The 24,079-nt window shown below is 71.9% G+C and carries 20 protein-coding genes and 1 pseudogene; 11 read left to right on the top strand and 10 right to left on the bottom strand.

From position 1 onward, the window contains the following. The coding region (locus ACZ62B_RS19255) for a flotillin family protein (protein ID WP_469691256.1) at positions 1-1,160 on the bottom strand (1,160 nt) is incomplete at its 3' end. A gap of 385 nt (positions 1,161-1,545) precedes the next feature. On the opposite strand from ACZ62B_RS19255, the gene ACZ62B_RS19250 reads away from it, so the two are divergent. Next, positions 1,546-2,604 (top strand): PucR family transcriptional regulator, encoded by a 1,059-nt coding sequence (locus ACZ62B_RS19250; protein ID WP_468720069.1) that lies wholly within the window; start codon positions 1,546-1,548, stop codon positions 2,602-2,604. Positions 2,605-2,619: 15 nt separating this feature from the next. Here the strand turns inward: ACZ62B_RS19250 and ACZ62B_RS19245 are convergent, their stop codons facing one another. Beyond that, a complete protein-coding gene (locus tag ACZ62B_RS19245; protein WP_344565472.1) occupies positions 2,620-3,063 on the bottom strand; it encodes a DUF6299 family protein in 444 nt (147 codons plus the stop codon). Positions 3,064-3,174: 111 nt separating this feature from the next. On the opposite strand from ACZ62B_RS19245, the gene ACZ62B_RS19240 reads away from it, so the two are divergent. The 3 genes and pseudogenes from ACZ62B_RS19240 to ACZ62B_RS19230 all read left to right on the top strand — a co-directional run. Next, the gene (locus ACZ62B_RS19240; RefSeq protein WP_469691254.1) at positions 3,175-3,411 is read left to right on the top strand and encodes a hypothetical protein; all 237 of its coding nucleotides are present in this window, start codon (positions 3,175-3,177) and stop codon (positions 3,409-3,411) included. Next, on the top strand, positions 3,408-4,136 hold the full coding sequence (locus ACZ62B_RS19235; protein WP_468720065.1) for an SDR family oxidoreductase: 729 nt from the start codon (positions 3,408-3,410) through the stop codon (positions 4,134-4,136). Before ACZ62B_RS19240 ends, ACZ62B_RS19235 begins: the two co-directional genes overlap by 4 nt. Beyond that, positions 4,067-4,405 (top strand): annotated as a pseudogene (locus ACZ62B_RS19230) (DUF5999 family protein); the annotation flags it as partial. The gene ACZ62B_RS19235 and the pseudogene ACZ62B_RS19230, both read left to right, overlap by 70 nt. Before the next feature lie 15 nt (positions 4,406-4,420). Here the strand turns inward: ACZ62B_RS19230 and ACZ62B_RS19225 are convergent. Both ACZ62B_RS19225 and ACZ62B_RS19220 read right to left on the bottom strand, forming a co-directional pair. Continuing rightward, positions 4,421-4,819, bottom strand: a complete 399-nt coding sequence (locus ACZ62B_RS19225; protein ID WP_344565478.1) for a RidA family protein — start codon at positions 4,817-4,819, stop codon at positions 4,421-4,423. After that, positions 4,816-6,129, bottom strand: a complete 1,314-nt coding sequence (locus ACZ62B_RS19220) for an acyl-CoA dehydrogenase family protein (protein ID WP_469691249.1) — start codon at positions 6,127-6,129, stop codon at positions 4,816-4,818. The genes ACZ62B_RS19225 and ACZ62B_RS19220 overlap by 4 nt, the downstream gene beginning before the upstream one ends. 117 nt (positions 6,130-6,246) lie before the next feature. Between ACZ62B_RS19220 and ACZ62B_RS19215 the strand changes: the two genes are divergently transcribed. The 3 genes from ACZ62B_RS19215 to cysC all read left to right on the top strand — a co-directional run bounded on the left by ACZ62B_RS19215 (position 6,247) and on the right by cysC (position 9,431). Continuing rightward, the gene (locus tag ACZ62B_RS19215) at positions 6,247-7,869 is read left to right on the top strand and encodes an AMP-binding protein (RefSeq protein ID WP_344565482.1); all 1,623 of its coding nucleotides are present in this window, start codon (positions 6,247-6,249) and stop codon (positions 7,867-7,869) included. A 35-nt stretch (positions 7,870-7,904) separates the two neighbouring features. After that, positions 7,905-8,726 (top strand): PaaX family transcriptional regulator, encoded by an 822-nt coding sequence (locus ACZ62B_RS19210; protein ID WP_468886618.1) that lies wholly within the window; start codon positions 7,905-7,907, stop codon positions 8,724-8,726. 111 nt (positions 8,727-8,837) lie between these two features. Beyond that, the gene (gene cysC / locus ACZ62B_RS19205; protein ID WP_344565486.1) at positions 8,838-9,431 is read left to right on the top strand and encodes an adenylyl-sulfate kinase; all 594 of its coding nucleotides are present in this window, start codon (positions 8,838-8,840) and stop codon (positions 9,429-9,431) included. Here the strand turns inward: cysC and ACZ62B_RS19200 are convergent. Beyond that, complete coding sequence (locus ACZ62B_RS19200) at positions 9,415-11,781, bottom strand: bifunctional salicylyl-CoA 5-hydroxylase/oxidoreductase (RefSeq protein ID WP_344565489.1); 2,367 nt, start codon at positions 11,779-11,781, stop codon at positions 9,415-9,417. The two genes, cysC and ACZ62B_RS19200, sit on opposite strands and share 17 nt — an antisense overlap. A 4-nt stretch (positions 11,782-11,785) precedes the next feature. After that, positions 11,786-12,613 (bottom strand): enoyl-CoA hydratase family protein, encoded by an 828-nt coding sequence (locus ACZ62B_RS19195; protein WP_344565491.1) that lies wholly within the window; start codon positions 12,611-12,613, stop codon positions 11,786-11,788. 197 nt (positions 12,614-12,810) lie between these two features. Between ACZ62B_RS19195 and ACZ62B_RS19190 the strand changes: the two genes are divergently transcribed. Continuing rightward, positions 12,811-13,257: an ATP-binding protein gene (locus ACZ62B_RS19190; protein ID WP_344565493.1), complete on the top strand. Its 447-nt coding sequence runs from the start codon at positions 12,811-12,813 to the stop codon at positions 13,255-13,257. Positions 13,258-13,272: 15 nt separating this feature from the next. Here the strand turns inward: ACZ62B_RS19190 and argF are convergent, their stop codons facing one another. The 4 genes from argF to ACZ62B_RS19170 form a co-directional block, all read right to left on the bottom strand. Beyond that, positions 13,273-14,280 carry an ornithine carbamoyltransferase gene (argF, locus tag ACZ62B_RS19185; RefSeq protein WP_344565495.1) on the bottom strand — a complete coding sequence of 336 codons (1,008 nt, stop codon included), beginning with the start codon at positions 14,278-14,280 and terminating at the stop codon, positions 13,273-13,275. Between the two features lie 83 nt (positions 14,281-14,363). Then, complete coding sequence (locus tag ACZ62B_RS19180) at positions 14,364-15,590, bottom strand: arginine deiminase (protein ID WP_344565497.1); 1,227 nt, start codon at positions 15,588-15,590, stop codon at positions 14,364-14,366. Between the two features lie 352 nt (positions 15,591-15,942). Continuing rightward, the gene (locus tag ACZ62B_RS19175; protein ID WP_468879447.1) at positions 15,943-18,501 is read right to left on the bottom strand and encodes a polynucleotide kinase-phosphatase; all 2,559 of its coding nucleotides are present in this window, start codon (positions 18,499-18,501) and stop codon (positions 15,943-15,945) included. Next, positions 18,498-19,961 carry a 3' terminal RNA ribose 2'-O-methyltransferase Hen1 gene (locus ACZ62B_RS19170; RefSeq protein WP_469691240.1) on the bottom strand — a complete coding sequence of 488 codons (1,464 nt, stop codon included), beginning with the start codon at positions 19,959-19,961 and terminating at the stop codon, positions 18,498-18,500. The genes ACZ62B_RS19175 and ACZ62B_RS19170 overlap by 4 nt, the downstream gene beginning before the upstream one ends. A 314-nt stretch (positions 19,962-20,275) precedes the next feature. Here ACZ62B_RS19170 and ACZ62B_RS19165 point away from each other — a divergent pair, with 314 nt between their 5' ends. From ACZ62B_RS19165 to ACZ62B_RS19155, 3 genes are read left to right on the top strand one after another with little or no spacing between them, the layout of a single operon-like run. After that, complete coding sequence (locus ACZ62B_RS19165) at positions 20,276-21,703, top strand: family 2B encapsulin nanocompartment shell protein (RefSeq protein ID WP_468879453.1); 1,428 nt, start codon at positions 20,276-20,278, stop codon at positions 21,701-21,703. A 44-nt stretch (positions 21,704-21,747) separates the two neighbouring features. Next, positions 21,748-22,986, top strand: coding sequence for a family 2 encapsulin nanocompartment cargo protein terpene cyclase (locus ACZ62B_RS19160; RefSeq protein WP_468879488.1), 1,239 nt, complete (start codon positions 21,748-21,750; stop codon positions 22,984-22,986). 16 nt (positions 22,987-23,002) lie between these two features. After that, positions 23,003-23,872: a geranyl diphosphate 2-C-methyltransferase gene (locus ACZ62B_RS19155; protein WP_469691239.1), complete on the top strand. Its 870-nt coding sequence runs from the start codon at positions 23,003-23,005 to the stop codon at positions 23,870-23,872. The last annotated feature ends 207 nt before the right edge of the window (positions 23,873-24,079 follow it).

The raw sequence follows: 24,079 nt of genomic DNA, 5'->3' as shown, positions 1-24,079 counted from the left end.
ACGGCCTGCCGCTGCCGCTCCGCCTCCTCGACCGCCCGCAGCTTCTTGATCGACTCCTCCTGCTCGGCGACCGTACGGTCCACCGCGACCCGCTCCCGGACGACCTCGGCGATCTCCCGCTTCTCCGCCTCGACCTCCTTGTCGGCGGCGATCCGGGTCAGCTGGGTCTCCCGCTCGCGGGCGATGACCTCGAGGAGGCGGTCCTTCTCGATGCGCTCGCTCTCGACGGCGATGACCCGCTCACGGTTCTTGGCGGCGACGGCGACCTCACGGGCCTGGTTCTCGCGCTGCACGCCGAGCTGCTCCTCGGTGCGCAGGAAGGCGCTCTGCGCGCGCAGCCGCTCCTCCTCCACCACCCGCGCCGTCTCGGCCTCCTCGCGGGCCCGTACGGTCTCGATCTCCCGGCGCTGCTTGATCTCGGCGTCCGCCTGCCGGCGCTCCAGTTCCAGGATCGCCTCGCGGGCGTCGACGTCCTGCCGGGTGATCTCCTTCTGCTCGTTGCGCTGGGCCTCGTTGGTGCGGACGTGCTCCACCGCCGTCAGCTCGGTGATCTTGCGGATGCCCTGCGCGTCGAGGACGTTGCCCGGGTCCAGCTGGGTCAGCGGCGTCTGCTCCAGGTAGTCGATCGCCGCGTCCTCGAGGTGGTAGCCGCTGAGGTCGACGCCGATGACCTCGATGATCCGGTACCGCAGCTCCTCGCGCTTGGTGTAGAGGTCGGTGAAGTCCATCTGCTTGCCGACGGTCTTCAGCGCCTCGGAGAACTTGGCGTGGAACAGCTCCTGGAGCGTGTTGCGGTCGCTGGCCCGCGCGGTGCCGACGGCCTGGGCGACCTTGATGACGTCGTCGACGGTCTTGTTGACCTTGACGAAGAACGTGATGCGGATGTCCGCGCGGATGTTGTCCCGGCAGATCAGTCCTTCCTTGCCGGCCCGGGTGATCTCGATGGTCTTCACCGAGATGTCCATCACCTCGGCCTTGTGCAGCACCGGCAGCACGACCGACCCGGTGAAGGTCACGTCGACCTTGCGGATCTTGGAGACGATCAGTGCCTTGCCCTGCTCCACCTTGCGGAACAGTTTGGAGACGACGAGCAGGCCGATGAGCATGAGCAGCAGGGCGACGCCGACCAGTACGGCGATGCCCACGGTGGCGGCATCCATGGGACACGTCCTCCCGGGCTAGAAGGTAAGTCGAGCGGTGCCTCGTTGGCGAGGCGGATGAAGGTCCGGTGGAGGAGGAGACGGCTCAGTCGGCGCCGCGGTTCTGCGCCGGGCGCGGACGGATGCCGTCCGCATCCTGCGCGCCCTCCCGTTCACCGCTCACCGTTCACGTTCGTGGGGGGGGTGGCACCGCTCCCCTCCGGGTTCCGGCGCGGACACCTGCCGGTGCCCGGCACCGGAACCGTCCGCGGTGCTCCCCGCGGACCATGCTGCCCGCTCGGGGCGCGCTCGCGCATTGCCGGAACCCGGCAATATTCATTAGGGTCTTGATGCCGGTGTGACACAACCGGCGCGTCAGGGAAGCGTCAAGAACCGGGGGGAACGCGTGACGGAACGGGATGTCCCGGAGGAGTATCTGGAGGGCTATGCCCGCATTCTGGCCGAGGTCGCGGCCACGGGCAGACGCCTCACCCGGGACGAGATCGCCTCCCGGCGGGCCCTGGGGGAACGGGCCGCGGAGGCGGGTTTCGGTCTGCGTTCCCTCGTCAGCGCGCATCTGTCCGGCGCCCGCGGTGCGTGGCCGCGCGGGACGGACTCGGCCGACGGCGCGCTCGCGGCCGTACAGCAGGTCGTGGACGCGTTCGCCGAGGGGTACGAGCGGGCGCAGCGGCTGGCGGTGCGTCAGGAGGAGGCGGCGCGGCGGGAGTTCATCGACGACCTGCTCTACGGCCGCAGCGACCTGGGGCGGCTGGCGGAGCGTGCCGAGCGCTTCGGGCTGCGGCTGTCCCACGAGCACGCGGTCGCGGTCGCCCGGGGCGCGGTCGCCTACGACGAGGGCGACCCGGTGCCGCGGCAGGTGGAGCGCGCCCTGATCTCCCGGTTCGGTGACCGCAGCATCCTGCTCACCACCAAGGACGGGCGGCTGCTGTGCATCGCGCCCGGACACCAGGGGGAGGTGCTCACGTACTTCGCCAAGCAGGCGCACGCCGCCACCGACGGCGGCCAGGTCGCCGTCGGGCGCCCGCAGTCCGGTCCCGGCGGTGTCGTCCAGTCCTACGAGGAGGCCCTGAACTCACTGGAGATAGCCGAGCGGCTGGGGCTCGACGACCCGGTGCTGCGCGCCGCCGACCTGCTCGTCTATCCCGTACTGGCCCGCGACCGCCAGGCCATGGCCGACCTGGTGCGCAACACCCTGGGGCCGCTGACCACGGCCCGCGGCGGTGCCGCGCCCCTCCTGGACACGCTCACCGCGTACTTCGACTCCGGCTGTGTCGCCGCGGAGGCGGCCCGGCGGCTCTCGCTGAGCGTGCGCGCGCTGACGTACCGCCTGGAGCGCATCCACAAGCTCACCGGCGCCAACCCGTCGGACGCGTCCCACCGCTACATGCTCCAGACGGCGGTGATCGGAGCGCGTCTGCTGGACTGGCCGGCCGGCGAGCTGTGAGCGGCCGGGCCCGGCTCAGCCCTCGACCAGGGTGACGTCCTGGTGCTCGACCGCGTGGACGACGGGCACCAGGAGGACGCCGCTGGGGCTCAGCTCCGTGAGGGCGGCCTCGACATGGACCCGGCCCGCCTCGAGGACGCCGGCGGGCACCGTTCCGGTGTTCTCCCAGCGGTGCTCCTTGCCGTCGCAGACCGCGAGGGTGCCGCCGACGGAGTAGTGGGTGTCGGACGAGGGCCGGTTGACCGAGGAGCTGACGAGGACCGGTCCGTCGCCGCCGAGACAGCGGTAGGTACCGGAGAGGGTGACGGACCCGTCGGCCATCCGGCCCTCCGCGTCCACCGTCACGGACTCCGAGGGGGCGGCGGGGGCGGCCGACGCGGGCGAGGGGGCCGCCGCGGCGAAGCCGAGCAGCAGCAGCGCGGAACCGGCCGCGGCGCCGAGGGCGGGTCGTACGGGCATGGGGAACCTCCCGGAATGGGCGTGATGAGGGATTCCACCAGTACCCGGCGCGGGGTCCGGGGCCGGTCATCGTCACCCCTTCGGTGGCGAGTCGGCCCCGACGACGAGCCGGTGGCGCCTGTGACGCCGCACCCGGCCGGACGCTCCGGAGCCGGGGCGGTCCATCTCGATGCCGGACTGCCCGCCGCGGTCCCCGCCCGTACCCTCGGCATCGGCATCCGCATCGGCAACACCGCCACCGTCGTACGGCGGCGGGCCGCCACCGGAGGCCGGGCCGCCCACGCCGCAGACGTCAGCCGCCACGATGCACCGCGCCGACCGATCCACGAACCAGGAGCGACACCATGAGATGGGACAACCACCGCGTCGTCATCACGGCCGCCGGCCGTGACTTCGGGCGGACCCTGGCCATCCGCCTCGCGGACCTCGGCGCCGAGGTCTTCCTCTCCGCACGCCACCTGGCCGCCGCCCGACGAGTACGCGACGAGATCCGCGACCGCGGCCACCAGCGGGTGCACGCCTTCGCCTGCGACCTGACGGACCCCGCCTCGATCCGCGACTTCGCCACCGGCGTCGCGGAACACACGGACCGTATCGACGTACTCGTCAACAACGGCTCCCGCTACCTGACAGGACCGGACCTGCTGTCCGCGACCGACGCCGACGTCGTCGACACCATCTCCTCCGGCGCCACCGGCACGGTCCTGACCACGAAGAGCTTCCTCCCCCTCCTGCTCAACTCGGAGACACCCGACGTCGTGACGATGGTCTCCGCATGCGGAACACCGGGCCACCACCGCTCGGACGCGCACGACGCCTTCTACGCGGCCAAGAGCGCCCAGGCGGGGTTCACCGAGATCCTCTCCAAGCGCCTGCGTCCTCAAGGAGTCCGGGTGATCTCGCTCTACCCGCCCGACTTCGACAACGCCGACCCGCTCTCCGAGGAGTGGGAGACCACCCCGCGCGAGGCCGAGGACGCCCTCACCGCGCACTCGCTCGTGGAATGCGTCCTCTTCGCCGTCGCCCAGCCTCGCGACTGCTTCATCAAGGCGTTCCACTTCGAACAGGTCTGACCCCTGCCCTCGCACGTCGACGCACGACGGCGAAACCGCCGCTCACGGAGCGCGGAAGTCGTGGGACACGAAAGTGCCTCCCGTCCTGCGGACCGTCCATCGGCCTCGCGGTCCACTCCACGTCCGGACCGGCACCGCCTCGCACACCCGCGTTTCAGGAGGCCTGCCGGCGTCTCCGCCCCGTCCCTTCGGGTGAAGCGCGGAGAAGGAGCCCGCTGTGCGACGGTGCGATCGTCTTCGACGACACCGGTGAGCCGCTCCCCGACGGCCGGGTGGCCGCCCTCTCAGGGCAGCAGGGCGAAGCCGTCGAGTTCCACCAGGGCCTGTTCGTCCCACAGACGGACCGCCCCGACGACCGCCATCGCCGGGTAGTCCCGGCCGGCCAGCTCCCGCCAGATACGGCCGAGTTCGCGGGCGTGGGTGCGGTACGCGGCCACGTCGGTGGCGTAGACGGTGACGCGGGCCAGGTCGGCGGGGGTGCCGCCGGCCGCGCGCAGGGCGGTGAGGAGGTTGGTGAGGGCCCGCGCGAACTGTTCGGGCAGGGTGTCGCCGACCACCTTGCCGTCGGCGTCGAGTGCGGTCTGGCCGGCCAGGAACACCAGCCGGGAGCCGGTGGCGACGACGGCGTGCGAGAAGCCGGCCGGCGGGGAGAGCTCGGGCGGGTTGACGCGCTCGGCGGTCACCGGTCCTCCAGGTTCCTGTACAACTCCTTGGCGATGATGCCCCGTTGCACTTCGCTCGCCCCCTCGTAGACGCGGGGCGAGCGGACCTCGCGGTAGAGGTGTTCGAGCAGGTGCCCGCGTTGCAGGGCGCGGGCCCCGTGCAGCTGGACGGCCCGGTCGACGACGTACTGCGCGGTCTCGGTGGCCAGCAGCTTCGCCATCGCGGCGCGCCGGGGGACGCCGTCGGCGCCCTCGTCGTACGCCGTCGCCGCCGCGTACACCATGAGCCGGGCGGACTCCGTGCGCAGCGCCATCTCGGCGACCTGGTGGGCGACGGACTGGAGGTCCTTCAGCTTGCCGCCGAACGCGTCCCGCCGGGCGGTGTGGGCGAGGGTCGCGTCCAGGGCGGCCTGGGCCATGCCGACCGCGAAGGCGCCGACGCTGGGGCGGAACAGGTTGAGGGTGTCCATGGCGACCCGGAACCCCCGGTCGACCTCGCCGAGCACGTCGTCGGCGGTCACCGGTACGGCATCGAGGCGGAGGGCGCCGATGGGGTGCGGGGAGAGCATGTCGAGGGCGGCCCCGGTGAGTCCGGGCCGGTCGGCGGGCACCAGGAAGGCGGTCACGCCACGCGCGCCGGCACCGGGGGTGGTACGGGCGAAGACGGTGTAGAAGTCGGCCTCGGGGGCGTTGGAGATCCAGCACTTCTCCCCGGTGAGCCGCCAGCCGGAGGAACCGTCGGGCTCGGCGGCCAGGGACGACGGCGGACCGGATGCGGCAGCCTCCCCCGCCGGTCCGCCCTCCCCCGGTCCGGCCGGCCGGGCGTCCGGGACCCCGCCGCGCCCGCCGCGCCGTGATGCGCCCGGCGGCGACTCGTCCGGCGGCGCGGCCCGCCGGGGTGTCGCCGCCCTGGCGGCCCCGCCGTACGGCTCCGCCGCGAGCGACAGCGCCGCCGCGTCCGAGCCGGCGCCCGGCTCGCTGAGCGCGAACGCCGCGACGACGCCGCCGTCGCTCACCCCGGGGAGCCAGCGGGCGCGCTGGGCAGCCGTTCCGTGGGCGTGCACCGGGTGGGCGCCGAGGCCCTGGAGGGCCAGGGCGGTCTCGGCCTCGGTGCAGGCGCGGGCCAGGGACTCGCGCATCAGGCACAGGTCGAGGGCGCCCGAGGTGAACAGGCGGGACAGCAGGCCGAGGGTGCCGAGCTCGGCGAGGAGGGGGCGGTTGACCCGGCCGGGTTCACCCTTCTCGGCGAGTGGCCGCAGGCGTTCCGCGGCCAGGGCGCGCAGCTCCGCGCACCAGGCGAGCCGTTCCGGTTCGAGCGAGAATGCGGTCATCGCCGGTCCCTTCCCTCGCCGCTGGGCCACTCCCGAGGTTATCGCGGACCGTTGACTGCCGTCACCAACACGATACGCTCCTGATGCGAGCCCACCACGCCAAGGGGGCGAACCGTCATGAACCCACGGGCCACCGCGCACGCCGACACCTTCGCCCGCGACCACCTCCCGCCACCCGACCAGTGGCCCGAGCTCCGCTTCGACCTGCCGGAGCTGCACTACCCCGACCGGCTGAACTGCGCCGCCGAACTGCTGCACGGCCCGCCCGACGACCGCCCGGCGTTCCGCACCCCCGACGGCACGACCTGGACGTACGGCGAGCTGCGCGCCCGCGTGGACCGGCTCGCGCACCTCCTCACCGGCGACCTCGGGATCGTCCCCGGCAACCGGGTGCTGCTGCGCGGCCCCACCACACCGTGGCTGGCCGCCTGCTGGCTGGCGGTGCTGAAGGCGGGCGCGATCGCCGTCACCGTGCTGGCCCAGCAGCGCCCGCACGAGCTGAGCACCATCTGCGAGATCGCCGAGGTCCACCACGCCCTGTGCGACATCAGGGCCGTCGACGACCTCGCCAAGGCCCGGATCCCGGACCTCTCCCTCACCACCTACGGCGGCGACTCCCCCGGCGACCTGCTGAACCGTCCGGCGCCCACGACGCCGTACGAGGCCGTGCCGACCGCGGCCGACGACGTGGCGCTGATCGCGTTCACCTCCGGCACCACCGGACGCCCCAAGGGCTGCATGCACGTCCACCGGGACGTGCTGGCGATCGCGGACACCTTCTCCCGGCACGTGCTGAAGCCGGTCGCGGACGACGTGTTCGCCGGCAGTCCCCCGCTGGGCTTCACCTTCGGCCTCGGCGGCCTGGTGGTGTTCCCGCTGCGGGCCGGGGCGAGCGCGCTGCTCCTCGAACAGGCCCGTCCCGACCAGCTGTTGCCCGCGATCGCCGAGCACGGGGTGTCGGTGCTGTTCACCGCGCCCACCGCCTACCGCGCGATGCTCGCCGGGCTCGACGGCCACGACGTCTCGTCGCTGCGCCGCTGCGTCTCGGCCGGCGAGAACCTGCCCGCCGCCACCTGGCGGGCCTGGCACGAACGCACCGGGCTGCGGATCATCAACGGCATCGGCGCCACCGAACTGCTGCACATCTTCGTCTCCGCCGCCGACGAGGCGATCCGCCCCGGAACGACGGGGGTTCCGGTCCCCGGCTGGCAGGCGCGCGTGCAGGACGCCGACGGCACGCCCGTGCCCGACGGGGAGCCGGGACTGCTCGCGGTGCGCGGCCCCGTCGGCTGCCGCTACCTCGCCGACCCGCGCCAGCGGGAGTACGTGCGCGGCGGCTGGAACATCACCGGCGACACCTATGTCCGCGACCCCGACGGCTACTTCCGGTATGTCGCCCGCGCCGACGACATGATCATCTCGGCCGGGTACAACATCGCGGGCCCCGAGGTCGAGGACGCCCTGCTGCGCCACCCGGACGTCGTGGAGGCGGCGGTGGTCGGGCGGCCGGACGAGGCGCGCGGCCAGGTCGTGGTGGCGTACACGGTCGTCGAGGAGGGCGCGAAGCGCGACGCCGAGGCGCTGCGCGCCTTCGTGAAGTCCGAACTCGCGCCGTACAAGTGCCCGCGGGAGATCGTGTTCATGGACGCCCTGCCCCGCACGGCCACCGGCAAGCTCCAGCGGTTCCGGCTGCGCGCTCCCACCGGTGCTCCCACCGGGACGGGGGACGAGCGTGCGTGATGCCGGGGAACCCCGCCATCCGCACACGACTTAAGATGATCAACGTGTCCGACCAGCAAGCCCCCCACGCTCCGAGATCCCTCATCGTCACGCTCTACGGCGCGTACGGCCGCTCCGTGCCGGGCCCGGTGCCCGTCGCCGAGCTGATCCGGCTGCTGGCCGCGGTCGGCGTGGACGCCCCGTCCGTCCGCTCCTCGGTGTCCCGGCTCAAACGGCGTGGCCTGCTCGTCCCGGCGCGTACCGCACAGGGCGCGGCCGGATACGAACTCTCGCCCGAGGCACGTCAGTTGCTCGACGACGGCGACCGCCGCGTCTACGCCACCGATCCGCCGGAGGACGAGGGCTGGGTACTCGCCGTGTTCTCCGTACCGGAGTCCGAACGGCAGAAGCGGCACGTCCTGCGCTCCCGGCTGTCCGCCCTCGGCTTCGGCACGGCGGCCCCCGGCGTGTGGATCGCCCCCGCGCGGCTGTACGAGGAGACCCGGCACACCCTGGAGCGCCTGCGCCTCGACGACTACGTCGACTTCTTCCGCGGCGAGCACCTGGGCTTCGCGCCCACCGCGCAGGCCGTCGCCCGCTGGTGGGACCTGGCCGGGATCGCCGAGCAGCACGAGGCGTTCCTGGACCGGCACGCGCGTGTGCTGCGCGCCTGGGAGCGGCGCACGGACACCCCGCCCGAGGACGCCTACCGCGACTACCTCCTCGCCCTGGACTCCTGGCGCCACCTCCCCTACACCGATCCCGGCCTGCCCGCCGCCCTGCTCCCCGCCGACTGGCCGGGCACCCGCTCGGCGGCCGTCTTCCGCTCCCTGCACGAGCGGCTGCGGGACGCGGGGGCTGCGTTCGTGGGCGTGTAGCGGCCCGGCCACACTCAGCCGGCCCTCAGCTCGTTCATCCCGTTCTCTCACCTTCCTCGCCTAGCCTCCATCGCGTCGCAGGGCGGGCGGGGGAAGAGAGGACGGTTGCGCATGACCACCACGGCGAGGCCCCGGGGGGCCACCGTCTGGCTCACCGGGCTGCCGAGCGCGGGCAAGACCACCGTCGCCGGACTGCTCCGTGACCGGCTGCGGGCGGACGGGCGCAGGGTGGAGGTCCTCGACGGCGACGAGATACGCCGCTTCCTCACCGCGGGCCTCGGCTTCTCCCGGGCCGACCGGTGTGCGAACGTGCGGCGCGTCGGCCTGGTCGCCGAGGTGCTGGCCCGCAACGGCGTGGTCTGCCTCGTCCCCGTCATCGCCCCGTACGCCGAGAGCCGCGACGCGGTGCGCGCCCGGCACGCGGCGAGCGCGACACCGTACTTCGAGGTGTACGTCGCCACCCCGGTGGAGGTCTGCGCCGCACGGGACGTCAAGGGCCTGTACGCCCGTCAGGCCGCCGGCATGCTGACCGGGCTCACCGGCGTCGACGATCCGTACGAGCCGCCCACCGACCCGGCGCTGGTCCTGCGCACCCGGGCGCAGACCCCGTGGGAGTCGGCCGACGCGGTCCACGCGATGCTGGCGGAGCACGGACTGACCCGGCGGGCGGGGCGCGTGGCGTCCGGGGTCAACTCCCGAGGCTGAGACGGGGTTTGGGTGCGTCCGTGCGGCCGGTCCGGGGTCGCCTGCTGCCCGCCCGGTACGGTGCCGGCCAGACCGCTCCCGGCCCCTCGTAGCCCTGCTCGGCCGCCGCGTGAAGCGTCCAGTGGGGGTCGTAGAGGTGGGGGCGGGCCAGTGCGCACAGGTCCGTACGCCCGGCCAGGATCAGGGAGTTGACGTCGTCCCAGGAGGAGATCGCGCCGACCGCGATCACCGGGACGCCCGCCTCGTGCCGGATCCGGTCGGCGAACGGGGTCTGGTACGAGCGCCCGAACTCCGGTGTCTCGTCGGCCACGACCTGCCCGGTCGACACGTCGATCGCGTCGGCGCCGTGCGCGGCGAAGGCGCGGGCGATCGCGACCGCGTCGTCGGCCGTGGTGCCGCCCTCCGCCCAGTCGGTGGCGGAGATCCGGACGGTCATCGGCCGGTCCCCCGGCCACACCGCGCGCACCGCGTCGAACACCTCCAGCGGGAAGCGGAGCCGTTTCTCCGGTGAGCCGCCGTAGGCGTCGGTGCGGTGGTTGGTGAGCGGGGAGAGGAAGCCGGAGAGCAGGTAGCCGTGGGCGCAGTGCAGTTCGAGCAGGTCGAAGCCGGCCCGCGCGGCCCGCACGGCGGCGGCCGTGAACTGTTCCCTCATGTCGGTGAGCTGGGCCCGGGACAGTTCGCGGGGCACCTGGCCGTCCGGCCGGTACGGCAGGGGGGAGGCGGCGACGAGGGGCCAGTTGCCGTCGTCGAGCGGCTCGTCCATGCCCTCCCACATCAGCTTGGTCGAACCCTTGCGGCCGCTGTGGCCGAGCTGCACGCCGATCGCGGTGCCGGGCGCCCGATCGTGGACGAAGTCGGTGATCCGCCGCCACGCCTCGGTCTGTCTGCCGGTGTAGAGGCCCGCGCAGCCGGGCGTGATGCGCCCCTCGGGGCTGACGCACACCATCTCGGTCATCACCAGTCCGGCCCCGCCCAGCGCGCGGGCGCCGAGGTGCACGAGGTGGAAGTCGCCGGGGACGCCGTCGACCGCCGAGTACATGTCCATGGGTGAGACGACGACCCGGTTGCGCAGGGTCAGTCCGCGCATCCGGAACGGGGTGAACATCGGGGGCGTACCGGGCGGGCAGCCGAACTCGCGCTCCACGGCCCCGGTGAAGCGGGCGTCGCGCAGCCGCAGGTTGTCGTGGGTGACGCGGCGGCTGCGGGTGAGCAGGTTGAAGGCGAACTGGCGGGGTGGCTGGGCGAGGTGGAGGGGCAGGTTCTCGAACCACTCCAGGCTGGCGCGGGCGGCGCGCTGGGTGGAGGCGACGACCGGTCGGCGTTCCGCCTCGTACGCGGCCAGCGCGGTTTCCAGGTCGGGCTGTTCGTCCAGGCAGGCGGCGAGCGCCAGCGCGTCCTCGACGGCGAGTTTGGTGCCGGAGCCGATGGAGAAGTGCGCGGTGTGGGCGGCGTCGCCGAGGAGCACGATGTTGCCGTGCGACCAGCGGTCGTTGACGACCGTGCGGAAGGTGGTCCACGTGGAGTTGTCGGACTTCAGGGGGCGTCCGCCGAGCGCGTCGGAGAAGATCTTGGCGCAGCGTTCGATGGACTCCGTCCCGTCCATTTCGTTGAATCCGGCGGCGCGCCAGACCTCCTCGCGCATCTCGACGATCACGGTGGAGGCGTCGGTGGAGTAGGGGTAGCCGTGCAGTTGCATCACGCCGTGCTCGGTCTCGGCGATCTCGAAGCGGAAGGCGTCGAAGGGGAAGTCGGCGGCCAGCCAGATGTAGCGGCAGCGGTGCTCGGTGATGCGGGGGCGGAACACGTCCGCGAAGGCCTCGCGGGTGGTGCTGTGGACTCCGTCGGCGGCCACGACCAGGTCGTACGTCTCCGCCAGCCGGGCGGGGGCGGGGGCCTCGGTCCGGAAGCGCAGATCGACTCCGAGGGAGTGGCAGCGGTCGTGCAGGATCTCCAGGAGGCGGTGCCTCTCCAGGGCGGCGAAGCGGTGTCCTCCGGAGGTCTGGAGGGTGTTCCGGTGGACGATGTCGATGTCGTCCCAGTGGACGAAGGCCTGCTGGAGGGCTTCGTAGACCTCGGGGTCGGCGTGTTCGATCCCTCCCAGGGTCTCGTCGGAGAGGACGACGCCGAAGCCGAAGGTGTCTTCGGGGGCGTTGCGCTCCCACACGGTGATCTGGCGGTCGGGGGCGAGGCGTTTGAGCAGCACGGCGGTGTAGAGGCCGCCGGGGCCTCCGCCGGTGATCGCGATGCGTTGGGGGTGCTTTGGCAACTTGGGCGGGTGCGGCGCCGTTGTGGTTGATCGCGCAGTTCCCCGCGCCCCTGGCGGTGTTGCAGTCCCCTGTGTTGAGAACATCCGCTTACCTCCCCTGCCACTTCGGCGGGCGCTTCTCCGTGAAGGCCGCGTGGAACTCCGCGTAGTCCTCGGCGTTCATCAGGAGGGCCTGGGTCGAGGCGTCCAGTTCGATCGATGCCGACAGGGGCATGTCCAGTTCGGCCGTCAGGAGGGCCTTCGTCTGGGCGTGGGCCAGGGCGGGGCCGTCGGCCAGGCGGTGGGCCAGGGTCCGGGCGGCCTCGTCGGCGTGGCCCTCGTCCGTCAGTGCGCTGATCAGGCCGATGCGTTCGGCCTCCGGTGCGCGTACCGGTTCGCCCAGCATCAGCAGCCGGGTGGCGTGACCCAGGCCGACGATCCGCGGCAGCAGGTACGCCGCGCCCATGTCGCCGCCCGACAGGCCGACCCGGGTGAAGAGGAAGGCGAAGCGGGCGCTGGGGTCGGCGACCCTGAAGTCGGCGGCCAGGGCGAGGACCGCGCCGGCGCCCGCCGCCACTCCGTGCACCGCGGCGATCACCGGGAACGGGCACTCCCGTACCGCCCGCACCACCTGGCCGGTCATCCGGTTGAAGTCGAGGAGCTGGGCGGTGTCCATCGAGAGGGTCGCGCCGATGATCTCGTCGACGTCGCCGCCGGAGCAGAAGCCGCGCCCCTCGCCGGCCAGCACCAGGGCGCGTACGGCCCGCTCCCGGGACAGCTCGGCGAGCAGGTCGCGCAGGTCGGCGTAGGCGCCGAAGGTGAGCGCGTTGAGCTTGTCGGGGCGGGCGAGGGTGACGGTGGCGACACCGTCGGCGACGTCGACGCGCAGATGCTCCCAGCGGGCGGTGCGGGCGGCGGAGCCGGTGAAGGGACTCATGAGGGCGGCCTCCTAGGGCGGGCACTGCGCTGCTCAGTGAGCTCTGCCTCATGAAGTTATCACCCGTCGGTGACTGTCGTCACGTGCACGCGATACGCTGTTCGGGCGCCGCCGTGTGCGCGGCGGGACCCGCCCCCTCGAAGGGCCGTACCGGGTGCGCCGTACCATGGAGGGCTGAAAGCAGGAGCACCCGCTCCATGAACGGACTCGCTGTGCACGAACCTCCCACCGCCTCCACCTCCTGGCGCGTCGCGCTGCCGCACACCACCGCGGCCGTGCCCGTGGCCCGTGCGCTGGTCCGTACGGCGCTGGCCGAGCGGGAGCACTCCGCCGACTGCGACACGGCGGAGCTGCTGACGGCCGAGCTGGTGGCGAACGCCGTGGAGCACACCTCGGGGAACACGCCGATAGAGCTGGTGGTGCGGCTGCTGCCGGCCGGCTGCCAGGTCGAGGTGCACGACGCCGACCCGGAGCCGCCCGGCGATCTCACCCGCCCGGCCCCCCTCGGCATGCCCGACCCCTGGCAGGAGCACGGGCGGGGGCTGCTGCTGATCCGCACCCTGAGCTCGTCCTGCGGGCACCGCCCCACCGAGTCCGGCAAGGCGGTGTGGTTCCGGCTGCCGGGCCAGCGGCGCCCGGTCTGAGCGGGACGCGGGGGCTCAGGCGAGGGTCGCGACCAGGACCGCCTTGATCGTGTGCATACGGTTCTCCGCCTCGTCGAAGACCACCGAGTGCGCCGACTCGAACACCTCGTCGGTCACCTCCAGGGAGGTGAGCCCGTGGGTCTCGAAGACGTCCTGGCCGACCTTGGTGCCGAGGTCGTGGAAGGCGGGCAGACAGTGCAGGAACCTGACGTCCGGGTTGCCGGTGGCGCGCAGGACGTCCATGGTCACCGCGTACGGGGCGAGGGCCTTGATCCGCTCGTCCCAGACGTCCTTGGGCTCTCCCATGGAGACCCAGACGTCCGTGGCGACGAAATCGGCGCCCGCGACACCCTCGGCGACGTCCTCGGTGAGCGCGATACGCGCCCCGCTCGACACGGCCAGCTCCCGCGCCCGGTCGACGATCTCCTGGGCGGGCCAGTAGGCCTTCGGGGCGACGACACGGACGTCCATGCCCAGCAGGGCCGCGGTCACGAGGTAGGAGTTGCCCATGTTGAAACGGGCGTCGCCGAGGTAGGCGAAGGCGATGTCGGTGAGCGGCTTGGCGCTGTGCTCGGTCATCGTGAGCACGTCGGCGAGCATCTGGGTGGGGTGCCAGTCGTCGGTGAGCCCGTTGTAGACGGGCACCCCCGCGTACTCCGCGAGCTCCTCCACCTTGGCCTGGCTGTCCCCCCGGTACTCGATCCCGTCGAACATCCGGCCCAGCACCCGCGCGGTGTCCTTCACGGACTCCTTGTGGCCGATCTGCGAGCCGGACGGGTCGAGGTACGTCGTCGAGGCGCCCTGGTCGGCGGCCGCGACCTCGAACGCGCAGCGCGTGCGCGTCGAGGTCTTCTCGAAGATCAGCGCGATGTTCCTGCCCCGCAGGTACCGGTGCTCGGCCCCGGCCCGCTTGGCGGCCTTCAGTTCGGCGGCCAGTTCCAGCAGGCCGAGGAACTCCGGCGCGGTGAAGTCCAGCTCCTTGAGGAAGTGGCGGCCGGCGAGGGCGGTCGGGACAGTCGCCATGGGGCGCTCCAGGGATGGGGGACACGAACGCCTGGAAGTCTATACGAAGTTTTGTATTTCTATACAGCCTACTCCATACGGCTTCACCGCACCGCGTCCCGCTGGACGGGACAGCTCATGCAGCGCGGCCCGCCCCTGCCCCGGCCCAGCTCGCTGCCGGGGATCTCTATCACCTCGATGCCCTGCTTGCGCAGGTGCGTGTTGGTGGTGGCGTTCCGTTCGTAGGCGACGACGACGCCCGGTTCGACGGCCAGGACGTTGCAGCCGTCGTCCCACTGCTCGCGCTCGGCGGCGTGCACGTCCTGGGTGGCGGTCAGCACCCGGATCTCGCTGAGCCCCAGCGCGGCGGCGATCGCGCGGTGCATGTGCTCCGGCGGATGGTCGGTGACCTTCAGCTCCTTGTCCCCCGCGCCCGGCTCGATGGTGTACGAGCGGAGCATGCCGAGGCCCGCGTACTGGGTGAAGGTGTCGCCGTCGACCATCGTCATCACGGTGTCGAGGTGCATGAAGGCGCGTCGCTTCGGCATGTCGAGCGCGACGATGGTCTCGGCGGAGCCGGCCGCGAACAGCTTGTGCGCGAGCATCTCCACCGCCTGCGGGGTGGTCCGCTCGCTCATCCCGATCAGCACCGCGCCGTTGCCGATGACCAGCACGTCCCCGCCCTCGATGGTGGACGGGTAGTCGGCCTGCCCCTCGGACCAGACGTGGAAGGGCTCCGCGCGGAACAGCGGGTGGTGCCGGTAGATCGCCTCGAAGTGCACGGTCTCGCGCTGCCGGGCCGGCCACCGCATCGCGTTGATGGCGACACCGTCGTAGATCCAGGCGGAGGTGTCGCGGGTGAAGAGGTGGTTGGGCAGCGGGCCGAGCAGGAAGTCGTCGAGCTCCATGGCGTGGAAGCGCACGGAGGTCGGCTCCGGGTGGGCGTCCAGGAACTCCCGCTTGGTCATCCCGCCGATCAGCACCTCGGCGAGCTCGGGCGCCGGGAGCGTCTCGAACGCGGCCCGCAGGTGGTCGGTGGCCAGCGGGCCGTACTCCTTCTCGTCGAAGACGCGGTCCAGGACGAGCGCGCGGGCCGCCGGGAGGTCCAGCGTCTCGGCGAGCAGGTCACCGAAGAGGTGGACGGTGACGCCCCGGTCGCGCAGGACGTCGGCGAACCCGTCGTGCTCGGCGCGCGCCCGGCGCACCCAGAGCACGTCGTCGAAGAGCAGGGCGTCCTTGTTGCTGGGGGTGAGCCTTTTGAGCTCGAGATCGGGCCGGTGCAGGATGACGCGGCGCAGCCGCCCGGCCTCGGAGTCGACGTGGTAGGTCATGCCTTTCATCCTGACCGTCCGGGCGCGTGTTCACCCCTGTCCCCGGGTGATCGACTCGGGCCGGGCGACGATCCGCCCGGCGAGGAGGTGCGGGTCAGGGTGGCTCGGGGCACGGGCTCGCGCAGCCAGGCGCCCAGGCTCCGGGCGAGAGCCGGCGACCAGGGCGTGCCCGGCCCCGGTGAGGCATCCGCTGGTGAGGAAGCCGTTCCTCCCGGGACTGAAGCCCTCGGCTTCCTGGCTGGAAAAGCAGGTGAACCTCCGTGGACCGACTGACGTCGACAGACACCGGCCCGGTCCGGGCAAGGGCCTCGGAGGGCCTTGTCCGGACCGGGCCGCGGCACGTGTCCGCCCGCTACAGCCGCGGGTCCACCGGCTCCGACTCCAGGGCCAGTACGGCGAAGACCGGCTCGTGGACGCGCCACAGCGGCTCGCCCTCGGCGAGGCGGTCCAGGGCCTCCAGGCCGAGGGCGTACTCGCGCAGGGCCAGGGAGCGCTTGTGGTTGAGGAAGCGGTTGCGCAGACGGTCCAGGTTCTCCGGGCGGGTGTACTCGGGGCCGTAGATGATCCGCAGGTACTCGCGGCCCCGGCACTTGATGCCGGGCTGCACCGGGCGGCCCTTCTCGTCGTGCACCAGGGCGCCGACCGGCTTGACGACCATGCCCTCGCCGCCGCGTCCGGTCATCTCCAGCCACCAGTCGACTCCGGCGCGCACGGACTCGGGGTCGGCCGTGTCGACGTAGAGGCGGCGGGTGGTCCGCAGCAGGCCGGTGGTGTCGTGCTCGACCAGGCGGTCGATGAGGGACAGCTGCTCGTCGTGGGGCAGGGCGGCGAGGCTGCGGCCCTGGGCGGCGAGGATCTGGAACGGGGCCAGGCGGACGCCGTCCAGGCCGTCGGTGGTCCAGCAGTAGCGGCGGTAGGCGTCGGTGAACGCCGAGGCGGAGCCGGCGCGTTCCCGCTGGCGGTCCAGCAGGTCCTTCACCTCCACACCGCGGGCCGCGGCGCTCTCCAGGGCGGCCAGGGCGCCCGGGAAGACCGCGCCGGAGGCGGCGCCGACCGCCGCGTACTGGGAGCGCAGCAGCCCGGACGCCTTCAGCGACCACGGCATCAGCTCGGCGTCCAGCAGCAGCCAGTCCGTGTCCAGTTCGTCCCAGAGACCGGCCTCGGTGACGGCCGTGCGCAGCCGGCCGAGGATCTCCTCCGTGACGGAGGTGTCGTCGAAGAAGGGGCGGCCGGTGCGGGTGTAGAGCGAGCCGGTCGGGCCTCCCGTGGCGCCGAAGCGCCCCGCGGCCACGTCGGCGTCGCGGCAGACCAGGGCGACCGCGCGGGAGCCCATGTGCTTCTCCTCGCACACGACCCGGGCGACGCCGTCCCGCTCGTACTGGGCGAACGCCTCGACCGGGTGCTCCAGGTAGCCGTCGAGGTGCGAGGTGGCGGTGGGTGCCATGGTCGGCGGGAGGTACGGCAGCAGGCGCGGGTCGATCGCGAAGCGGCTCATGACCTCCAGGGCCGCGGCGGCGTTCTCCTCGCGGATCGATATCCGGCCGTGGTGCCGGGTCTCGACGAAGCGGCGGCCGTGCACGTCCGCCAGGTCCAACGGGCGGCCCTCGTGGCCGCCGGGGGCCTCGGTGCGCAGCGGGCGGGTCGGCTCGTACCAGACCCGCTCGGCCGGTACGTCGACCAGTTCCCGCTCCGGCCAGCGCAGCGCGGTGAGCTTGCCGCCGAAGACGGCGCCGGTGTCCAGGCAGATGGTGTTGTTGAGCCAGGTGGCCTCCGGGACGGGGGTGTGGCCGTAGACGACGGCGGCCCGGCCGCGGTAGTCCTCCGCCCACGGGTAGCGCACGGGCAGGCCGAACTCGTCGGTCTCGCCGGTGGTGTCGCCGTAGAGGGCGTGACTGCGGACCCGGCCGGAGGTGCGGCCGTGGTACTTCTCCGGCAGACCGGCGTGGCAGACCACCAGCCGGCCGCCGTCGAGGACGTAGTGACTGACCAGTCCGTCGATGAACTCCCGTACCTCGGCGCGGAACTCCTCGCTCTCGCCGTCCATCTGCTCGATGGTCTCGGCGAGTCCGTGGGTGTGCTGGACCTTGCGGCCCCTGAGGTGACGGCCGAACTTGTTCTCGTGGTTGCCGGGCACGCACAGCGCGTTGCCCGCCTTCACCATGGTCATCACGCGGCGCAGCACGGCGGGGCTGTCCGGGCCGCGGTCGACGAGGTCGCCGACGAAGACGGCGGTGCGGCCCTCGGGGTGCACGCCGTCGACGTAACCCAGCTTGCCGAGCAGTGCCTCCAGTTCGGCGGAGCAGCCGTGGATGTCGCCGATGATGTCGAAGGGGCCGGTGAGGTGGGTGAGGTCGTTGAACCGCTTCTCGGTGACGACCGTGGCGTGCTCGACCTCCTCCACCCCGCGCAGGACGTGCACCTTGCGGAAGCCCTCGCGCTCCAAGTGGCGCAGCGAGCGGCGCAGTTCGCGGGTGTGGCGCTGGATGACCCGGCGGGGCATGTCGGCGCGGTCGGTACGGGCCGCGTTGCGCTCGGCGCACACCTGCTCGGGCACGTCGAGGACGATGGCGATCGGCAGGACGTCGTGCTTCCTGGCCAGCTCGATCAGCTGCCGCCGGCCGTCCTGCTGCACGTTGGTCGCGTCGACGACGGTGCGGCGGCCGGCGGCCAGCCGCTTGCCGGCGATGTAGTGCAGCACGTCGAAGGCGTCCCGCGACGCGCTCTGGTCGTTCTCGTCGTCGGCGACCAGACCGCGGCAGAAGTCGGAGGAGATGACCTCGGTCGGCTTGAAGTGACGGCGCGCGAAGGTCGACTTGCCCGAACCGGAGGCACCGACGAGCACCACGAGGGAGAGGTCGGTGACGGGCAGGTTGCGGCCCCGCGGCAGCGGGGTCCCGGTGGTGGTGGTCATGCGGCCTTCGCCTCCTTCACGGTGTCGGCCGTGAACACGGCCATCTGGGTGGGCGGTCCGACCTCGGGGTCGTCCGGCCCCACGGGCACGAACCCGACGCCGTAACCGTGCCGTTCGGCGACCGTCCGCGCCCAGGCGCGGAACTCCTCGCGGGTCCACTCGAAGCGGTGGTCGCCGTGCCGGACATGGCCGGCCGGGAGGGTCTCCCAGCGCACGTTGTACTCGACGTTGGGGGTGGTCACGAGGACCGTACGGGGGCGGGCGGCACCGAACACCGCGTACTCCAGGGCGGGCAGCCGGGGCAGGTCGAGGTGCTCGATCACCTCGCTGAGCACGGCGGCGTCGTAACCCCCCAGCCGCTTGTCGGTGTACGCCAGTGAGCCCTGGAAGAGCTGTACGCGCGCCGCCTGCCGCTCCCCCATGCGGTCCAGTTTGAGTCGCCGGGAGGCGATGGTGAGCGCCCGCATCGACACGTCGACGCCGACGATCTCGGTGAACGACGGGTCCTTGAGCAGTGCCTGTACGAGCTGGCCCTGACCGCAGCCGAGGTCGAGCACCCGGGCGGCGCCACAGGCGCGGAGCGCGGCGAGGATCGCCTCCCGCCGCTGCACGGCGAGCGGGGTCGGCCTCTCCTCGGACTCGGTCTCCGCCGCCACGGCGTTGTCGATCTCCTCGACGTCGCTGTCGTCCGCCTCGGCCAGCCGGACCAGTTCGAGGCGCTCCATGGCCTGCCGGGTCAGCGACCAGCGGCGGGACAGGTAGCGGCTGGTGATCAGCTTCTGCTCCGGGTGCGCGGGTAGCCAGCCCTCACCGGCCCGCAGCAGCTTGTCGACCTCGTCGGAGGCGACCCAGTAGTGCTTGGCGTCGTCGAGGACGGGGAGCAGGACGTAGAGGTGGCGCAGGGCCTCGGCGAGGGTGAGCGTGTCCGCCTCCAGGACCAGGCGCACGTACCGCGAGTCGCCCCACTCGGGGAACTCGGCGTCCAGGGCCACGGGCTCGGCGGTGACCGTCCAGCCGAGCGGCTCGAAGAGCCGGCGGACGAGTTCGGGGCCGCCGCGGGCGGGCAGCGCGGGCACCTCGATGCGCAGCGGACGCGGCTGCCCCGGCAGTTCCGGGCGGGCGGCGCACACACCGCGCATGGCGCTGGAGAGGACACCGCTCAGCGCGACGGCGAGCAGGGAGGACGCCGCGTACGGGCGGTCGTTGACGTGCTGCGCGAGTGCCGCGTCGGGGGCGCCGCCACGGCCCTTGCCCTTGCCGCGCCGGACCAGTGCCACCGCGTCCACCTCCAGCAGCAGCGCCGCCGTGCAGCGCTCGGCGTCCGCCTCGGGGTAGAGGACGTGGGCCGTGCCGTAGGACAGCTTGGCCGAGAACGGGTTGTCAGGGTGCTTGTGGAGGAGGAACCCCAGGTCGGTAGCCGGGTGCTGCTCGTCGCCAGTAGTCGAGATCGTCAGGAACACACGTCCGAGTATGGGCGTCGGCGGGCCCGCGGCGGTACTGGATTACCTGGGGACGGCAGAGGCCCCGTGGGCGTCCGCGCCGCGCTCCGGCCTCCGTCTCGCGCCGCACCGTCGTGACCGACTCCCCGGAGCGGCGAGGACTCGGCCCGCCGAAGGGCGTCAGGTCGATCGCTCGGTGTCATGGCAAGCGAGCCTGCCGTACCGAAATGTCACAATATGCTACCAATATGCACAGAGGGTAATCGCCGCTGGCTGCTCCGTCGGCCCGATGGAAGCCATGCAGATCATCACGCGAACCGGAAGAGGGGCAGTCGATGGCAGTCGAGACACGTCAGGCACCGGCAGCAAAGGCTCAGGAGGGGCGGCAGGAGGAGGAACAGCTCAGCCTCGGTACCGCGGCAGCACGCAATCTGGCCACGACCACCAAGTCCGAACCCCAGATGCAGGGGATCAGCTCGCGGTGGCTGCTGCGGAAGCTGCCGTGGACCAACGTCCCGGGCGGTTCCTACCGGGTGAACCGGCGTCTGTCGTTCACGGTCGGGGACGGGAAGGTGACCTTCGACAAGAACGGGTCCAAGATCCGTGTCGTCCCCGAGGAACTGGCCGAACTTCCGTTGCTGCGGGGGTTCGCCGACGGCCCGGCGCTGGAGGCCCTGGCCGGCAAGTTCGTGCAGAAGGAGTACGGCCCCGGCCAGGTCATCGCGAAGGAAGGCCAGAAGGCCGACCACGTGTTCCTGATCGCGCACGGCAAGGTACAGCAGGTCACGGCCGCGCCGTACGAGGGCGAGGCCGTCGTGGGCCGGCTGTCGGACGGGGACAGCTTCGGCGGCATGGCACTGGCGGGAGGAGACGGCAAGTGGCCGTCCACGGCCCGCGCGGCGACGGCGGTCACGGTCCTGGCGCTGCCGGTCTCCGCGTACAGGACGATCGCCGACCAGCACGAGGCACTGCGGTCGCACGTCCAGCAGCGCAGCGCCGACGCGCAGAGGTCGACGAACAAGGCCGGTGAGGCCGCGATCGACTTCCTCTCCAGCCACAAGGGCGAGCCGACCCTGCCCACCACGTTCGTCGACTACGAACTCCAGCCGCGCGAGTACGAGTTGAGCGTGGCGCAGACGGTGCTGAAGGTGCACACCCGGGTCGCCGACCTCTACAACCAGCCGATGAACCAGACGCAGCAACAGTTGCGGCTCACCATCGAGGCACTGCGCGAGCGCCAGGAGAACGAACTGGTCAACAACCCCGAATTCGGGCTGCTTCACAACGCCGACTTCAACCAGCGCATCCCGACCCACTCCGGCCCGCCCACCCCGGACGACCTGGACGACCTGCTGAGCATGCGCCGCGGCACCAGGTACCTCTTCGCCCACCCCCGCGCCATCGCCGCGTTCGGCAAGGAGTGCAACAAGCGGGGCATCTACTTCGGCAGCGTCGACGTCGACGGGCATCACATTCCCGCCTGGCGCGGAGTGCCGATCCTGCCGTGCGGCAAGATCCCGATCACGCGGCACCAGACCTCGTCCATCATCGCCATGCGCACCGGCGAGGACGACCAGGGCGTCATCGGCCTCTACCAGACCGGTCTGCCCGACGAGGTCGAGCCCGGACTCAATGTGCGCTTCATGGGGATCGACGAGAAGGCGATCATCTCCTACCTCGTCAGCACCTACTACTCCGCCGCGGTCCTCGTCCCGGACGCGCTCGGCATTCTCGAGAACGTCGAGGTACGCGCGCGTGACTGAGCACCCGGTCCGACGAGTGAAGGAGGGCTGAGACGGTGTCATCACTGTCCCGGGGGTTCACCGTCCCCGCCACCCACGAGGTGGCGGGCCCGGTGAACGCTTCGCTGCCCGACCCGGCACCTCCCGGAGGACAGGATCCGTTCGCCCCGCGGCCGGAGTCGGCAGCCTCGCAGACCGCGTCCCCGGCGAAGCAGACGGCGGCACGGCTTCCCGCGGGCCCGACCGGTCTGGGCACCTCGGCGGCCAGGGCCCTGCTTCCGCCGCACGCGGATCACGGCCGGTCCGATCCCGCACCCACGGCTCAGCCCCGCCCCGGTGATCCGATTCCGGGCCTGTACTGCCCGCCCGCCGTGCCGGCCGACCCGGTCAAGGTCGCCGAGGTGGACCGGCGGCTCGAGGCCTGGGCCCATGAGCTCGCCCTGGTTCCCCCTCAATGGGCGGGGGACTTCGCCGGATTCCAGGTCGGCCGCGCGGTCGTCCTGCAGCACCCCGGGGCGGCCGACCTCGAACGCCTCGTCGTTGCGGGCAAACTGCTGGTCGCGGAGAACGTCGTCGACGACTGCTACTGCGAGGACTACGGCGGGTCTCCCATCGGCCTGGGCGGCAGGCTCGTCATCGCGCAGAGCGCCCTGGACCCCTTGCACACCGCGGACGGCTACCAGCAGCAGTGGCAGGAAGGGCTGGGCGCGGACGCCCCGCTGCGCTCCTACGCCGGTGCGATGCGCGCCTTCCGGGACATCGCCACCCCCAGTCAGGCCACCCGGTTCATCCATGACGTGGCGCGCCTGCACCTGGGGTACCTCGCCGAGGGAGCCTGGGCGCAGACCCGCACCACCCCGCCGGTGTGGCAGTACCTGGTGATGCGGCAGTTCAACAACTTCCGCCCCTGTCTGTCCATCGTGGACGCCGTGGACGGCTACGAGCTGCCCGAGCCGCTCTACTCCCGCCCCGAAGTCCAGCGCGTCACCGCGCTGGCCTGCAACGCCACCACGCTCGTCAACGACCTGTACTCCTTCACGAAGGAAATGGCACTCGACGAGCACCATCTGAACCTCCCGGTGGTGATCGCCGCCGAGGAGCACAGCGGCCTCAAGGACGCCTATCTGAAGGCCGTCGACATCCACAACGAGATCATGCACGCCTTCGAGGACGAAGCCTCCGTCCTGGCCGCCGAGAACCCGGTCCTGGCCCGTTACACCACCGGCCTCACCGCCTGGGTCGCCGGCAACCACGAATGGCACCACACCAACACCTACCGCTACTCCCTGCCCAACTACTGGTAAGAGAGAAGGCAACCCCATGACCACCACAGCGCAGCGCGCCGACGCGGCAGCATTCCCGGCCTTCAGTCCCTACCAGGAGTCGGTGGCCGACTACTGGAACCGCGAGAAGAACCCCGTCAACCTCAGACTGGGCGAGGTCGACGGTTTCTACCACCACCATTACGGCATCGGCGACGTCGACTGGTCGGTCCTGGAGGGCCCCGAGGAGACCCGCGACCAGCGCATCATCGCCGAACTGCACCGCCTGGAATGTGCCCAGGCCGACTTCCTCGCCGACCGGCTCGGCGCCGTCACCCCCGACGACCGCGTACTGGACTCCGGCTGCGGACGCGGCGGCGGCAGCATGGTCGCCAACGAGCGCTTCGGCTGCCGCGTCGACGGGATCTCCATCTCCGAGACCCAGGTGGCCTTCGCCAACGCGCAGGCCGAGAAGCGCGGTGTGGACGACCGGGTGCGCTTCCACCTCAAGAACATGCTCGACACCGGCTTCGAGACCGGCTCGTTCCGCGCCATCTGGAACAACGAGTCGACCATGTACGTCGACCTGTCGACACTGTTCGCCGAATACTCCCGTCTCCTCGCACGCGGCGGCCGGTACGTCACCATCACCGGCTGCTACAACGACACCTACGGGCTGCCCTCTCGCGAGGTGTCGACGATCAATGCCCACTACATCTGCGACATCCACCCCCGCTCCACCTATTTCATGGAGATGGCCAACAACCGGCTCGTGCCGATCAGCGTCGTGGACCTCACCGCGGCGACCATCCCGTACTGGGAGTTGCGCGCCAAGTCCTCCCTGGCCACCGGCATCGAGGACGCGTTCCTGACCGCCTACAAGAACGGCAGCTTCCAGTACCTGCTCATCGCCGCCGACCGAATTTGATCCCGCCGACCGCTTGCGGGACACGGTTCGAGCACACCGGCAGATGTCCCGCGACACTTCGGTGAAAGATCCGGACAGAGGGGCCGCCCGCCGATGGATCCCGCACTGACGGAATGGGTGCCGGACCTGCTCCGCAAGAGAAGACCAAGCCCTCCCCACAGGAGGTCCGGCCGTTCGGACTCCGCCCCGAACAGCGCGGACGACGTC

Source organism: Streptomyces sp. NPDC053426, from assembly GCF_055585405.1.
This window is presented reverse-complemented; position numbering and strand designations above follow the sequence as displayed.